This is a genomic window from Bradyrhizobium sp. S3.12.5, from assembly GCF_040548225.1.
Lineage (GTDB): Bacteria > Pseudomonadota > Alphaproteobacteria > Rhizobiales > Xanthobacteraceae > Bradyrhizobium > Bradyrhizobium cytisi.
Window position 1 is genome coordinate 236,439 of sequence record NZ_JBEPRF010000005.1, and the last position, 14,618, is coordinate 251,056.

The 14,618-nt window shown below is 64.3% G+C and carries 11 protein-coding genes, 1 tRNA gene and 2 riboswitches; of the genes, 5 read left to right on the forward strand and 7 right to left on the reverse strand.

The features are described 5' to 3' along the window. Position 1 precedes the first annotated feature (1 nt). A complete protein-coding gene (locus ABIC09_RS09105; RefSeq protein ID WP_354109055.1) occupies positions 2–1,312 on the reverse strand; it encodes a D-amino acid dehydrogenase in 1,311 nt (436 codons plus the stop codon). 68 nt (positions 1,313–1,380) lie between these two features. After that, positions 1,381–1,508, reverse strand: a riboswitch (glycine riboswitch). Between the two features lie 3 nt (positions 1,509–1,511). Further along, positions 1,512–1,616, reverse strand: a riboswitch (glycine riboswitch). Between the two features lie 94 nt (positions 1,617–1,710). Then, positions 1,711–2,841, reverse strand: a complete 1,131-nt coding sequence (locus tag ABIC09_RS09110; RefSeq protein ID WP_354083825.1) for a M20/M25/M40 family metallo-hydrolase — start codon at positions 2,839–2,841, stop codon at positions 1,711–1,713. Positions 2,842–3,110: 269 nt separating this feature from the next. On the opposite strand from ABIC09_RS09110, the gene ABIC09_RS09115 reads away from it, so the two are divergent. The 3 genes from ABIC09_RS09115 to ABIC09_RS09125 all read left to right on the forward strand — a co-directional run bounded on the left by ABIC09_RS09115 (position 3,111) and on the right by ABIC09_RS09125 (position 8,310). Next, on the forward strand, positions 3,111–4,721 hold the full coding sequence (locus tag ABIC09_RS09115) for an ABC transporter substrate-binding protein (RefSeq protein ID WP_354109056.1): 1,611 nt from the start codon (positions 3,111–3,113) through the stop codon (positions 4,719–4,721). Positions 4,722–4,847: 126 nt separating this feature from the next. Then, positions 4,848–6,455, forward strand: coding sequence for an ABC transporter substrate-binding protein (locus tag ABIC09_RS09120; protein WP_354109057.1), 1,608 nt, complete (start codon positions 4,848–4,850; stop codon positions 6,453–6,455). Between the two features lie 223 nt (positions 6,456–6,678). After that, positions 6,679–8,310, forward strand: coding sequence for a glycosyltransferase family 39 protein (locus ABIC09_RS09125; RefSeq protein WP_502917657.1), 1,632 nt, complete (start codon positions 6,679–6,681; stop codon positions 8,308–8,310). 9 nt (positions 8,311–8,319) lie between these two features. On the opposite strand, the gene ABIC09_RS09130 is transcribed toward ABIC09_RS09125, so the two are convergent. Beyond that, positions 8,320–8,460, reverse strand: a complete 141-nt coding sequence (locus ABIC09_RS09130; protein WP_354109058.1) for a hypothetical protein — start codon at positions 8,458–8,460, stop codon at positions 8,320–8,322. Between the two features lie 53 nt (positions 8,461–8,513). Further along, positions 8,514–9,764, reverse strand: coding sequence for a multidrug effflux MFS transporter (locus ABIC09_RS09135; RefSeq protein WP_354033393.1), 1,251 nt, complete (start codon positions 9,762–9,764; stop codon positions 8,514–8,516). Between the two features lie 329 nt (positions 9,765–10,093). Here ABIC09_RS09135 and ABIC09_RS09140 point away from each other — a divergent pair, with 329 nt between their 5' ends. Continuing rightward, positions 10,094–11,410 carry a hypothetical protein gene (locus ABIC09_RS09140; protein ID WP_354109059.1) on the forward strand — a complete coding sequence of 439 codons (1,317 nt, stop codon included), beginning with the start codon at positions 10,094–10,096 and terminating at the stop codon, positions 11,408–11,410. A gap of 1,114 nt (positions 11,411–12,524) precedes the next feature. Here ABIC09_RS09140 and ABIC09_RS09145 read toward each other — a convergent pair. Both ABIC09_RS09145 and ABIC09_RS09150 read right to left on the reverse strand, forming a co-directional pair. Continuing rightward, entirely contained in the window at positions 12,525–12,653 is a 129-nt protein-coding gene (locus tag ABIC09_RS09145; RefSeq protein WP_283812747.1) for a hypothetical protein, read from the reverse strand. 59 nt (positions 12,654–12,712) lie between these two features. Then, positions 12,713–12,801, reverse strand: a tRNA-Leu gene (locus ABIC09_RS09150). Positions 12,802–12,974: 173 nt separating this feature from the next. Here ABIC09_RS09150 and ABIC09_RS09155 point away from each other — a divergent pair. Then, positions 12,975–13,385: a twin-arginine translocation pathway signal gene (locus ABIC09_RS09155; RefSeq protein WP_354033356.1), complete on the forward strand. Its 411-nt coding sequence runs from the start codon at positions 12,975–12,977 to the stop codon at positions 13,383–13,385. 18 nt (positions 13,386–13,403) lie between these two features. On the opposite strand, the gene ABIC09_RS09160 is transcribed toward ABIC09_RS09155, so the two are convergent. Then, positions 13,404–14,606, reverse strand: coding sequence for an FAD-dependent monooxygenase (locus ABIC09_RS09160; RefSeq protein WP_354109060.1), 1,203 nt, complete (start codon positions 14,604–14,606; stop codon positions 13,404–13,406). Between the last annotated feature and the right edge of the window lie 12 nt (positions 14,607–14,618).

Here is a 14,618-nt window from a genome sequence, read left to right on the forward strand (position 1 = left end):
CTCAGGATGCACAGCGCATCTCGCGCTCAACCGCAAGTTCGCCCCGAAGCGAAGGGACGGTTGGCGGCGCATTGAGCCCGCGCCAGCCGTCGATGGTTGCGGCAATCATTTGCGCGGTCGCGGCCGATAACGTCCAGCCGAGATGGCCGTGGCCGGTGTTGAAGAACACGCCGGGCATCCGGCCTGCTCGCACCACCGGCATCATGTCGGGCATCATCGGACGCAGCCCGGCCCACGGAATAATGCGAGACGTCTCGACCGCCGGGAAATTGCTGCGCACCCAGTCGATCAATGGCTGCACGCGGTCGGCGCGGATGTCGCGGTTGAAGTCGTTGAACTCGGCCGTGCCGGCAACGCGAAAACGATCCGCGCCGAGCCGGCTGGTGACGATCTTGGCGGCTTCGTCGAGCAGGCTGACGGTCGGCGTCGCGCTACGGCTTTCGTCGGTATCGAGGTGCACGGTGATCGAATAGCCCTTCACCGGATAGACGTTGACGCGCTCGTCGAGCATGGCGGCGAAGTGACGGCTGGCAACGCCGGCGCAGACCACGACGCCATCAACCTTCAGCACGCCGCGCGCGGAGGCGACCGCGTCGCTTGCGGACAGATCAGCCCAGCCGATGACAAAGCCTCCGCCGGCCGGGGCGACGGAATCGATATTGGCCTCATGGATGAAGGTTGCGCCGCGACGCTTGCAGGCGTCCGCCAGCCCGCGCGTGAACTTATGAATGTCGCCGGTCGCATCCGACGGCGTGTAGAAGCCGTAATAATCCTTGCGCAGCGTCGGCTCGATCGTGCGGATTTCCTCCGAAGTCACCGGGCGCCGATCGAGCCCACCTTCCTGCAGCAGTGCGTTGACGCGCAGGCCGGACTCGAAACCCTTCCTGTCGTTATAGATATGGAGGATGCCGCGACGTTCGAGATCGAAGTCGATGCCTTCGCGTGCCGCAATCTCGAACAGGTGCTTGCGGGCTTCGATCGCGAGCCGCGTGGTCAGAATCGTGTTGGCGCGGTAGTTTCCGATATTGGCGACGAACTCGCTCATCCAGGAATATTTGTGCCAGTTCGGCCGCGGGTTCATCAGCAGCGGCGCGTCGCGCCGGAACATCCAGCGCAGGCCTTTCAGGATCGTGGCGGTGCTATTCCACACCTCGGCATTGCTGGCGGAGAGCTGCCCGCCGTTCGCAAACGAGGTCTCCATCGCGGCGTAGCGATGCTTGTCGAGCACCGTCACCTCAAAGCCGCGTTCGAGCAGGGCATAGGCAGTCGTTACGCCGGTGATGCCGGCGCCAATGATGGCGATATGAGTCATGATGAAGTCGGGGCTCCCGTGAGTTAGAGTCGGCTAACCGCCGGCCCGAAAGCCGTTGGCGGCGCCCCATCTGTCACGGTTACCTGAGAGCTTGATCCGACACGGACCTCGGCGAGGGCGGACCTCACAAGGCCAATACGGACTATCCCCTTCGGTGGACGTCACGATGTCTCATTCGTGCCGTCTCTCTCCAGATCGTCCTGACGATACAGTCCTTTTGCCTGAGAGTTTCCGGGGCGGTTGCTCCGTCGGCGCCGCAATGAAAGCTGGAAGCCTTCATTGCGATCTCTCCCGCATCGTCGCGTGGACCATCGAGCAGTACGATGCGCCTTATTTTTAGACAAGGCTAAATTTGAACCGCGCCTGCCAACGCATTGTGCAGTGCGAAGTTGATTCAATTACTCCAGCGTCGCAAGCAACCCAGCCATCAAGCGCCCGCGTTCAACCAGGCTCTCGACCTCGATGAACTCCTCGAGCGTGTGGCCATTGCCGCCGCGCACGCCGAGACCGTCGAGCGTCGGAATTCCCATCGCGCCCGTAAAGTTGCCGTCGGAGCCTCCGCCGGAGCTCGCATGCGGTAATTCCGCGCCGAGAGATTTGGCGATGCCGCGCGCCTTTTCATACAGCGCCATGGTGCCGGCATCCGCCTCCCACACCGGCCGCGTCACGCCACGCGTCACCTTGAAGTTGACGTCGTTCGCGGTGCCCGACAGGGCCAGCATCCGCTCGACGCCGCGGTCGAGATCGGCCTGGCGCTTCGCCATGGAGAGCGCTTCGCCGGTGGCAGTCGTTGCAACGCAGTTGACCCACTGCCCGCCATGCACGACGCCGACCGAGAAAGTGCAGTCTTCCGTCGTCATCGCGTCGATCGCAAGAATCTGCCTTGCCATCTCGCGGATTGCCGAGCGTCCCGCCGATAGGGTCGCGCCGGCGTGGCTCGGCCGCCCCGTCGCTTCCAGATTGAATCGCGCGATGGCGTAACGTCCGGTCGTGACGCCGTTGTCGGCGCGGCCGGGCTCGGGCACGAGCACATATTTGTTGCGCGCAGCTTCCGCCTCGATGATGTCGCGCGTCGAGGGCGTGCCGACTTCCTCGTCCGGCGTAAACAGGATGGTGACCGGCAGCGGCGTGGTGAAGGACGCGCGCGCCAGCTGCCGGATCGCTTCCAGCGAGAGATAGTTGCCGCCCTTCATGTCGTAGATGCCCGGGCCGTAGCACTTATTGCCCTCGCGCCGCCATTTGAGCTTCTCGATGGTGCCGACCGGGTGGACGGTATCCACGTGCCCGGCGATCAGGATGCCCGGCTCGCCCTGCTTTGGATGCGGGAAGCGCGCGCGGACGACGCCGCCAAAGCCCTGACGGCCGGCGATGCGCTCGATGGTCGCACCCATGATCGCCATATCCCGCGCTGCGATATCGAGCATACGGTTGACCGCTCCTGCGTCCCAGGTCGGGCTCTCGCATTCCACCCAGGTGCGCAGGCCCTCGAGCATCGCCTCGGAATCGAAGGGAAGATTGGCTGGATTCATCTTGATGTCTCTCAAGCTTCAAAAGATGGAATGCGCATTGCATCGGCGCGGGCAGGACAAGCGGGAAGAGTTGTAGAGCCAAACCGGTCATTGTGGAGCCCGTGCGCGCGATGCCATGGGCTGCACCGAAACCGGATTGACGCGCTCAACACTGTCTGCAAGTCTCGAAAAGATAAAGGCATTGCATGAGGTTAGTTCGCCTAAGGAACGAACCGAATGCCCAACCAATAACCTGCCTTTGAACAGTTTCACGCCAGGAGAAACTTTCTATGTTGAGCTTGATGCGCCGGGGGCGACGCGCGTTCGCCTCCACACTCGCGCTGTCGGTCGTCGCGCTTGCGACGGCGATGGCCTCGCCGGTGTTTGCGGCCGGCAAGACCATCACCGCGGTGATGCATTCGGATCTGCGCATCATCGATCCGATCTTCACCACCGCCTACATCACGCGTGACCATGGCTACATGGTCTATGACACGCTGATCACGACGGATGCGAACTTCAAGATCCAGCCGCAGATGGCGGACTGGAAGATCTCGGACGACAAGCTCACCTACACCTTCACGCTGCGCGATGGACTGAAGTGGCACGACGGCGCGCCGGTGACGGCGGAAGACTGCGTCGCCTCGCTGAAGCGCTGGGCCGCCGTCGACGGCATGGGCCAGCAGATGATGACCTTCACGGCCAGCATCGAGGCGACCGACGCCAAGACCATCACGCTGAAGCTGAAGGAGCCGTACGCGCTCGTGCTGGAATCGATCGGCAAGCCGTCCTCGCGCGTGCCCTTCATGATGCCGAAGCGCCTCGCCGAGACGCCGCCGGACAAGCAGATTCCGGAGCAGATCGGCTCCGGTCCGTTCAAGTTCGTGCAGGGCGAATTCCAGCCCGGCGTGAAGGCGGTCTACGTCAAGAACACCGACTACGTGCCGCGCAAGGAGCCGGCGAGCTGGACCGCCGGCGGCAAGGTGGTGAAGGTCGACCGCGTCGAGTGGATCACCATGCCGGACTCGCAGACCGCGGTGAACGCGCTGCAGTCGGGCGACATCGACTTCATGGAAGTGCCACCGTGGGATCTGCTGCCGGTGCTTGAAGGCAATCCCGACCTCAAGGTCGATACGCTGAACAAGTTCGGCTACCAAACGCTTGGCCGCATGAACTTCCTCTATCCGCCCTTCGACAATCCGAAGATCCGTCGTGCGGCCTTCCTGGCGATGAACCAGAAGGACGTGCTCGACGCGCTGGTCGGCAACCCGAAGTACTACAAGGTCTGCGGCGCCTTCTTCATCTGCGACACCCCGTTCGCAACCGACGTCGGCTCCGAGACGCTGGTCAAGGGCAACGGCATGACGGAAGCCAAGAAGGCTCTCGCCGAGTCCGGCTATGACGGCACGCCCGTCGTGGTCATGGTGCCCGGCGATGTCGTCACGCTGAAGGCGCAGCCGACCGTCGCGGTGCAGCTGCTCCGCGAAGCCGGCTTCAAGGTCGACGCGCAAGCGACCGACTGGCAGACGGTGGTGAGCCGTCGCGCCAGCCAGAAGCCCCCGAAGGAGGGCGGCTGGAACATGTTCTTCACCAACTGGGTCAGCGCTGACGTCTCCAACCCGATCTCCAATCTCTCGATCGGCGGTCAGGGCAAGAAGGGCGGCTGGTTCGGCTGGGCGGAAGACGCCAAGATCGAGAAGCTCAAGGACGACTTCGTCCGCGCTGCCTCGCTCGACGATCAGAAGAAGATCGCGACCGAGATCCAGAAGGAAGCCTATGACCAGGTGATCTACGTGCCGCTCGGCCAGTATCTGGCGCCGAGCGCATGGCGGAAGTCGCTCTCCGGCGTGCTCGACGGCCCGGCGACCCCGGTGTTCTGGAACATCGACAAGTCCGAGTAAGGCCAAGCCCGAAGGCGAAGGCGCGTGTTAGCGCGCCTTCTGTCCCAATCATCACGCGGCGCCGCTGTCATCAGTGGCGCCGCTCGCCGGGAGAGCTTGTCGGCAGAACTCGTCAGGAGAACTTCAATGTTCCAACTCATGCGCCGGGGGCGTCGGGCGTTCGTCTCCAGACTTGCGATTTCAGTCGTGGCGCTCTCGGCACTGGCCTCGCCAGTTCTTGCCGCAGGTAAGACCATTACCGCCGTGATGCATTCGGATCTGCGCATCCTCGATCCGATCTTCACCAGCGCCTACATCGCGCGTGATCATGGTTACATGGTCTATGACACGCTGATCGCGACGGATGCGAATTTCAAGATCCAGCCGCAGATGGCGGACTGGAAGATCTCCGACGACAAGCTGACCTACACCTTCACGCTGCGCGACGGCCTGAAGTGGCATGACGGTACGCCGGTCACCGCGGAAGACTGCGTTGCCTCCCTGAAGCGCTGGGCCGCTGTCGATGGCATGGGGCAGCAGATGATGCTGTTCACCGCCAGCATCGAGGCGACCGATCCCAAGACCATCACGCTGAAGCTGAAGGAGCCGTACGCGCTCGTGCTGGAATCGATCGGCAAGCCGTCCTCGCGGGTCGCTTTCATGATGCCGAAGCGTCTCGCCGAGACGCCGCCGGAGAAGCAGATTCCCGAGCAGATCGGCTCCGGGCCCTTCAAGTTCGTGCAGGCCGAATTCCAGCCCGGGGTGAAGTCGGTCTACGTCAAGAACACGGACTACCTGCCGCGCAAGGAGCCGGCGAGCTGGACCACCGGCGGCAAGGTGGTGAAGGTCGATCGCGTCGAATGGATCACGATGCCGGATGCGCAGACCGCATTGAACGCGCTGCAGTCGGGCGACATCGATTTCATGGAAAATCCTGCCTTCGAAATGTTGCCCAGCATCGAAGCCGACAAGGAGCTCAAACTCGAGATCCTGAACAAGTTCGGCTTCCAGACCGGCGCGCGGATGAACTTCCTCCATCCGCCATTCGATAACGTCAAGGTCCGCCGCGCAGCACTGCTGGCGGTCAACCAGAAGGACGTGCTCGATGCGCTGATCGGCAATCCCAAATACTACAGGACTTGCGCCGCGGTCTTCATCTGCGACACGCCGTTCGCGACGGATATCGGCGGTGAGACCCTCGCGAAGGGCGGCGACATTGCTGCGGCCAGGAAGGCGCTCGCCGAATCCGGTTACGACGGGACACCAATTGTGCTCATGGCGCCGGGCGACGTGCTGACGCTGAAGGCTCAACCGATCGTGGTGGCCCAGCAACTGCGCGAAGCCGGCTTCAAGGTCGATCTGCAGGCGACCGACTGGCAGACGGTGGTGAGCCGGCGCGCCAGCCAGAAGCCCCCGAAGGAGGGCGGCTGGAACATGTTCATCACAAACTGGGTCAGCGCCGACGTGGTCAATCCGATCTCCAATGTCGCTGTCGGCGGGCAGGGCAAGAAGGGCGGCTGGTTCGGCTGGGCGGAGGACGCCAGGGTCGAGCAGCTCAAGGACGCCTTCGTTCGCGCGGCCTCGCTCGATGATCAGAAGAAAGTGGCAACCGAGATCCAGAAAGAGACCTATGATCAGGTGCTCTATGTCCCGCTCGGTCAGTATCAGGCGCCAAGCGCGTGGCGGAAGTCGCTCTCCGGCGTGCTCGACGGCCCGGCGACGCCGGTGTTCTGGAACATCGACAAGTCCGAGTAAGGCAAGTCGGAACAGGGAAAGATGTTTCCCTGCACCTTTCGTCCAATCATCACGCGGCGCCGCCATCATCAGCGGCGCCGTTGTCGTTTGGCGGTCCTGCGTCGGCGAAATCCGCCGAACTTTAAGTCTTCCAGACTCCAATCATTGCTATTTGTTTCCGAACTGAAATAGATGGTTGGTCCTCGGACATCACTTTCCCTTCCATCGATTTGAATCCGTTGGTTTGATTCCCTTGCCCGATTTTGCATTGCAGGCGATGGCCGAACGGTCGGATCGCGCGCCGTCGCGCTGGCGCCGGCCATTGCTGCGCTGGCTGGATGGCGTTGAGGCAGGCTGGGCCGTGCCGCTCCTCATCGCGTGCTTCGTTGCGATCTGGGCGCTGTACCTCGCCATCGCCTATGCCGGCGGCGGGCTGCATCCCGACACGCTCGAGGCCTGGACGCTGGGACGCAATTTCGCCTTCGGCTATCACAAGCATCCGCCGCTGATGGGCTGGATCGCGGCTGCATGGACCGCCGTCTTCCCGCCCAGCGACTGGTCGCTGCAACTGATGGCGATGGTGAATGCGGGCCTCGCGCTGGTCTTCGTCGATTGCGTCGCGCGGCAATTCGTGACCGGCCACAAGCGCATCCTGGTGCTCCTGCTCCTCATGCTGACGCCGGCCTATCAATTCCACGCCCAGCGCTTCAACGCCAATGCCGTGCTGCTCGCGATCTGGCCGCTTGCCATATGGTGTTTTCTACGCGCGTTCGAGACCAGGTCCGCTGTCTGGGCGGTCGCGCTTGGATGCACCACGGCGCTCGCCATGGCCGGAAAATACTACTCGATCTTCCTGGTCACGAGCTTTGCATTCGCCGCGCTGGCGCATCCGGCGCGGCGCGCCTATTTCAGCTCGGCGTCGCCCTGGATTTCGGTCGTCACCGGGCTCGCGGCGCTGTCACCGCACATCTACTGGCTCGCGACCACGGGCGCATCGACCTTCACCTACGCGCTGAACCACGCCAACGGCAATGCCGTCAGCTCGCTCGGTGACGTCAGGAATTTTCTGCTGGGACTGCTGGCAGCCATCAGCGTCGCCGCCGTGATCTGGGTGCTCGTCGCGGGTACGCGGCTCAAGCAGTTTCCGGCCGACTTCGCCGCGATGAGCCCGGGCCTTCGGCTTCTCTTCTACGTTGCCATCGGCACGATTGCTCTGCCGGTCCTGACGTCGCTCGCGATGGGCACGGATCTGCCGTCGCTATGGGGCTTGCAGGGATTGTTCCTGTTCGTCGTGCTGATCGTCTGCGGCGCGCGTTATCCCGTCGAACGGTTCTACACCGTCAATGTGGCGGTCATTGTCGCCGGCGTTGCGCTTGTCGCCATCCTGGTCGCCGCGCCGATCCATGCCGTCTATCGCAATAGCCACGGTTATGAAGAGGGACGGAATCTTTACGCGCAGGCAGCTGGCGAGCTCACCCGGCAATGGCGCGACCTGACCGGCGAGCCGCTCGGAGCCGTCAGTGGTGACGATTCGCTCGCTTTCGCCACGGCCTTCTACAGTCCCGATCATCCGCATTATTCGCGGCCGTTCGAGCACCAGTACGATTGGGGCCTGCCGCGCCAGACGACGCTCGACCGGGGTTGGGCAGCGCTCTGTTTCCGTGATCAGGATGATTGCGGCCGCTGGATGGAATGGGTGTCCGCGCGCGCCGAAAACTTTGTCAGGCGGGAATTCACCGTGCAGGCCTCGCTGTGGGGCCGGCCGGGCCTGAGCCGGAACGTGGTCGTGCTGATGGTGCCGCCACGCGCGAGCAGCGGCGCATCGCCCGAAAGCGCAGCGCAGGATTTCAGCGCCAGCAGGCGCAATCCGGAATAGGCGCGTCGCTCAGCAATGGCTGTCGCGCACCCGTTCAAGGCCTTCGCTTGCGAAGGCCGGTGTGGAGGCGGGCCGCTTTGCGTCAGCAGCCTTTCGCTGCGCCTCAGTCTGTTCCGACGCGTGATCGGTTTCGTTGCGTTTCGGTTCCATGAGGCATCTCTCGAAAATGCTGCAGGACAACATCGAGGCGCCTGCGAAGTTCCTCACACGATGGGGCGATGATGCGGCTTGAACAGCCGTCCCTTCTCCACCACCAGAACGATCGCGAGCGCTGCAAGCGTCGACAGGAAGAATCCGATCGAGAACGGCAGCAGCGTGCCGTCAAAGCTCTGGCCGATCGCGGTTCCGACCGCGATGCCGATCAGCGTCGTGATCGAGCCGTAGAGCGAGGAGGCGGTGCCGGCGATGTGGCCCTGCGGCTCCATCGCGAGCGCGGTGAAATTGGCGACCATCATGCCGAACGAGAACATCATCAGCGCCGACAGCACCATGAACAGCGGAAGCGGCAGCACACCTAGGATCTCGGTCAGCAGCATCACGCCGGCCACTGCGGTGTAGAGCGTCAGCGCGCCGTGTGAGATCACGCGCATGCCGAGCGTGCCGACAAATCTGGCGTTGAGGAAACCGGCAATGGCGGTGCCGGCCGCGATCGCCGCAAAGGCGAGCGGGAAATAGTGGCCGAGGTGATAGATGCCGGTGAACACCTGCTGCGCGGAGAATACGAAGGCGAACAGCGCGCCCATGACGGCGCCGGCGGCCGTTGCATAGCCGATGGTCTGGCGGTTGGTGACGGTCTGGCGGAAGGCCGAGAGCACGTCGGCCGGCGCCAGCGATCTGCGTTCGGACTCGGGGAGGGTTTCGGGCAGTCGCAGCACGCTCCATGCGAGCGCGAGCACGCCGTAGAGCATCAGCACGACGAAAATGCCGCGCCATTGCGTGACCAGCAGCACGGCCTGTCCGAACGAGGGCGCAATCACGGGCACGGCGATGAAAATCATCATGGCAAGCGACATCACGCTCGCCATGCGGCGGCCGGCATAGCAGTCGCGCACGATCGAGGTCGCGATCACGCGCGTCGCCGAGGTGCCGAGGCCCTGAAGCGCACGGGCGAGCAGTAGCGTCTCGAACGAGGGCGCAGCGACCGCCAGCACGCTCGCCACCGCATAGACCGCCATGCCGCCGAGCAGCACCGGCCGGCGCCCGAACCGGTCGGACAAGGGACCCATGACGAACTGTCCCGCGCCGAAGCCGATCAGGAAGGTCGACAGCACGAGCTGAAGATGGTTGGCGTTGGGAATGCCGAAGGCCGCGCCGATATTGGGCAGCGCGGGCAGCATCATGTCCATCGCGAGCGGATTTAGCGCCATGATGGACGCGATCACGACAACGAATTCGGGAAAACCCATCGGACGGTGCCCGGAGGACACCCAGTCGTCGGCATTGACGTCGGACAAGCAGCTCACCTTTGATTCCAGAGCGCACATCTAAGGCCCATGCTGCATCGCACAACCCATGTTTTGGGATGGCTGTCAGGCGGGACCGGGAGGGACAACAAATGGTGAAGAGGTCGCCGGCTCAGGCAGATCGAGATCGTCGCCGCCGTCACGCGCGACTGGCCGCCCGCGCGTCGCGCCAGGCACAAGTTTGAAACCAGGGATTCACCATAACACCGGGGACAACCAGTCGGGGAGATGAATCCGCAACGCATCCTGTCCAATGTGGCCTGACCGGACGCCGATCAGGCGGCGTTGAGGGGATATAGCGAGCAGGCAGGGTATCAGGGGTGTCGGACGTCACCGGAACAGCACGATGGTCGGGACCGTCGGCCGAGATGGCCGGCCAGCGCAACGCCCGGCTTGCCTGCCTGATCGCACTGGTGGCGGTGCTGGTGCTCTGCAATCTCGCCAACTATGCCGCGCCCGATATGAATTACGGCTGGGACGTCCGCGTCAACTGCGCCGCGGTCGAGGCGCATGTCGACGGGCTCGATCCGTACTACGTGAAAAATCTGAAGGGCACCCGGTTCTCTTATCCCTATCTGCCGGCGACGCTGGACGCCTTTCGTCCGTTGTGCGCAGGCGGCTTTCTTGTCGACCATCGCCGCGGCGTCTTTCTCGCCATCGCCGTGCTCTGTAGCCTGTTGCTGCCCGGGATCGGCCGGACACGCAGCTTGCGCGACGTGGCGCTGAGGGGACTTTACGTGCTCGGCGCGTTCGTTGGTTTCGAATGGGTGCTGGCCTCGGGCAATTTCGCGATCCTCGGCGGCGGACTGACCGCCGCAGCACTTGCCCTTCTGCTTCGCCCCGTGAAGCCCGAGGCAGGCCACGATCGGAATGACGCGCCTCGTGTCGCGGGTGCCGCGTTGCTCGGCCTTGTCATGTCGTTCAAGCTTGTCTTCTGCCCGGTACTGGCCGCGCTCTATTTCCTGCCGCTGCCGCGGCGGCGGAAACTTGTCCTGATGACGGTGGCGGGCCTTGGCTTCGCGCTGCCGATCCTGGTTTCGGTCGTCTTCTATCCAGACTTGTTCTCGAGCTGGTTGCTCGCGATCACGGGCGGGATCCCCGGTCAGCATTCTGTCCAGATCGAGGAAACCAATCCGTCGCTGCTGCTGTGGGCACAGACCATCGTGGACCGCGTTGGACTTGCCGACAGCAAGCCGCTCGTGTTCGCCATTTACGCGCTGGCGGCGAGTGCGCTCGTGCTCGCGCCACTCGGCTGTTCGCTGCTGCGCGCGGTCCGCAACAATGAGGGATCGTTACTGGGACGCCTCGACCGCTGGCTGATCGATCATCCCCAGGCCGCGATGCGGATCACGGTGCTTGCGATGTACGGCCTCTATCTCTGCTCGCCGCGCCTGAAGGAATATGCGTTCTTCGAGCTCGCGGTTTACGCCGCCGTCCTGATCGTCGATCTTCCGGCTGCAGCCCTTGCAGCGGTCCTGACCATCGGCGTTGCCGTTCCGACGCTGGTCTCGATCACGGGGGTTACGATCGAAGGTGGCTTTGTCCAGCTCGCGGTCGCACTGATGTGCTTCTGGATCCTCTTGCTCGATTTTCGAGCCGAGCCGGAACGCCTCGAGCAGAAGGCCGTGCGTCCATGACGAGCGTCGCCTCGTCCGCAGACGCAGGAGCGGAGCGGTCGCTTGCCGCGGGGGCGCCGCGGAGGAGCCGGCTGAGCCGCTTCCTGCTGATCTTGGCCGTATTGCTCCCCACGGCCGTCGCCGTCGATCTCAGCGTCAACAACACTTTCGGCGCGGACGTGCGGGTCAACTGTGCGGCGGTGGATGCCCATCGCGAGGGACGCGATCCCTATTTCGTCAGGAACCTGAAGGGCACTGATCTTTCCTATCCCTATCTTCCGGTCACCCTCGATGCCTTTCGGCCGCTCTGTGCCGGCGGCTTTCTCGTCGCGCATTACAAGGCCATCTATCTCGTGCTTGGGCTGATCTGCGTGCTGCTGCTGCCCGGTCTCGGCAGGGGCCGCGAGGGCCTGCGCGACGTCGTGCTGCGTGGCGTGTTCGCGCTTGGGGGTTTTCTCGGGTTCGAATGGGTCCTGGCGAGCGGCAATTTCGCGATGCTAAGCGGCCTGCTGACGGCTGCATCGCTTGCGCTGCTGCTGCGTCCGGCGCAGTCCGAAGGGCGCAAGGATGCGGGCTTCGTGCCGCAGCTCGCCGGCGCGGCCCTGCTCGGCCTCGTCACCTCGTTCAAGCTGGTGTTTGTCCCGGTCCTTGCCGCGCTCTATCTCCTGCCGCAGCCGAGACGTCGCAGGCTTGTCCTGATCGCGGTAGCGGCGGGCATGTTCGCGCTGCCGATTCTGGTTTCAATGGTGTTCTATCCCGAGCTGTTTTCAAGCTGGTTGAGCGCGATCTTCGGCCAGATTCCCGGACAGCATTCGCCGGGAAGCGAGGATAATCCGTCTCTGCTCTTCTTCGCCCAGACACTTGCCGACCGCGTGTCGCTCGCCGGCAGCAAGCCGGTCGTTGCCGTGCTCTATGGGCTCATCGCGGTCGCGCTCGTGCTCGCGCCGCTCGGCATTTTCGTGTGGCGCATGGTCAGGGCACGGGGCAGGGGCGCGAACATCTCGCCGCTTCAGGCCCTCGACGACTGGTTGATGGATCATCCCGACACCGCGCTGCGCATCACCGTGCTCGCGATGTACGCGCTCTATCTCTGCGCGCCGAGACTGAAGGTCTATGCCTTTTTCGAGGCGGCGCTTTATGCCGCCGTTCTGATCGTCGACCTGCCTGCGGTGATGGTGGCGATCGTGCTGACGATCGCGATCGCCATTCCGTTCGTGGTGGCGGTCTCCGGCATTGCGTTCGTGGACGGATTCGACCTGCTCACGGTCGCGATCGTCTGCTTCTGGATCCTGCTGTGGGCGCAGTCGGCGTCGTCAGCTCAAATGGTGCGGGCAGCCGGGGTCGAACCGGCACAGCGCTTGCGCACCGAGGGATTTTAAGTCCCTTGCGTCTACCAATTCCGCCATGCCCGCTTGATCCAAAGAGATCAAACACTTAAGTCCCGTCCAGCCGTCTGGAATTGGCGCTTGCCGTGCTGGGCGGGCGGTTCTTCCTTAAGCGAGCCGGCGGCACAAGGCAAAGCCTCAATCCGGACATTTGGCCCTGCTTTAGGCATTCTCAATTCACGGGGACTATTTTTCCGGCCATGGCTGCTTCGCTTTCCTCTTCCCTGCGCGCCTGCTGCGCGGTTGCCGCGCTGGTCGCGGCCGGCTTCGCGCTGTCCGGCTGCGCCGGCGTGAGCGAGACGATCGCTCCGGGCTTTGCCGATCCCGCCAAATACGAATTGTACGACTGCAAGCAGCTCGAAGGGGAGCGCAAGGCGCTCGCCGCCCGCACCGCCGAATTGCAGAAGCTGATGGACAAGGCGGAGACAGGGACCGGCGGCGCGGTCGTGTCCGAGCTCGCCTATCGCAACGATTACGTCGCGGTCCGTGGCTCGGCGCAGTTGGCCGACGACGCCTGGCGCAGCAATCGGTGCCGGGAAACGCCGCCCAATGCGGCGCCGGCGACCACTGTGCCGCAGCGGCCGGACATCAAGCCCGCTCCGAAACGCTAGGGCGCTGCGGCTCCCGCGTCAGGGCCGCCAGCCGTAGATCCAGTCCTGCCGCGCCAGCATACGGTCCGGCCCGAGTGCGCGGATCGCGAGATCGCGCGCGAGCGCGAACGGGCCGCCGAGATGATAGATCCGGCCTTGCTGCCGCGCGGTGCGCTGCACCTTCCTGACACGGGCCTGACGTATCAGGCCATATTGCTTCAGCGCAGCCGCGACGCCGGCTGCATTCTCGGCAGCCTCGACGCTCAGGTGCCGGGCGAGCACGGCTGTATCCTCGATCGCCATGCCGGCGCCCTGGGCTGCGAACGGCAGCATCGCGTGCACGGCGTCGCCGAGCAGCGCGACCTGACCCTCGCTCCAGGGGCATCCGTCCGGAACGGCGAACAGCGCCCATTTGCGCCAGCTGTCGACGGCGGCGAGCATCATCCGCGCCGTCGGCGGCCAGCGCGGCGCTGCGAACGCGTCCATCACCTCGAGAGGATCGCCGGGCGTGCTCCAACCCGGCCTGTTCCAGGTGCCCGGCAGCACCGCGACCACGTTGAGCTGGCGGCCGCCGGCGATCGGGTAGGCGACGAGATGGGCGTTTGAGCCCATCCAGAGCTGGACCCGCCGCGCGGTGTACTCCTTGGGCAGCTGCGTGGCATCGAGCGTGCCGCGCCAGGCGATCAACCCGGAGAAGCGCGGCTGCACCTCGGGAAACAAATGCTGGCGGACTGTCGACCAGATGCCGTCGGCACCGATCAGGGCGCTGGCGAGATCGCTACGGCGGATGGTTCCGCTGCGATGGACGACCGTCAGTCCCCTGGCATGGGGAGCGACATCCTCGAACGTCGCGCCCAACTTCAAGTCGATATCGGGATGGTCCGCGATCGCGCCGGCGAGCGCGGATTGCAGGTCGGCGCGATGGACCACCCAATAGGGGGCGCCGGCGCGATGGGCCGCGGGTTCGCCGAGCGGCATCCGCAAAAGTTCGCCGCCGGCCCGCGCGCTCATGATCGAGACCGCGTCCGGGACGACCGCGCGCAGCTTCAGCCGTTCCGTCAGACCGAGCTCGACCAGCACGCGGCTGGCATTGGGGGAGAGTTGCAGGCCGGCGCCGACGTCCTCGAGCCGCTCGGCCTTTTCCAGCACGACGATGCGAAAGCCGCGGGCGGCCAGCGCAAGCGCAGCCGTCAGTCCTCCGATTCCGGCACCGGCGATGACGATCGTTCGCGGGAGGGCCACCCCTGACCGAGG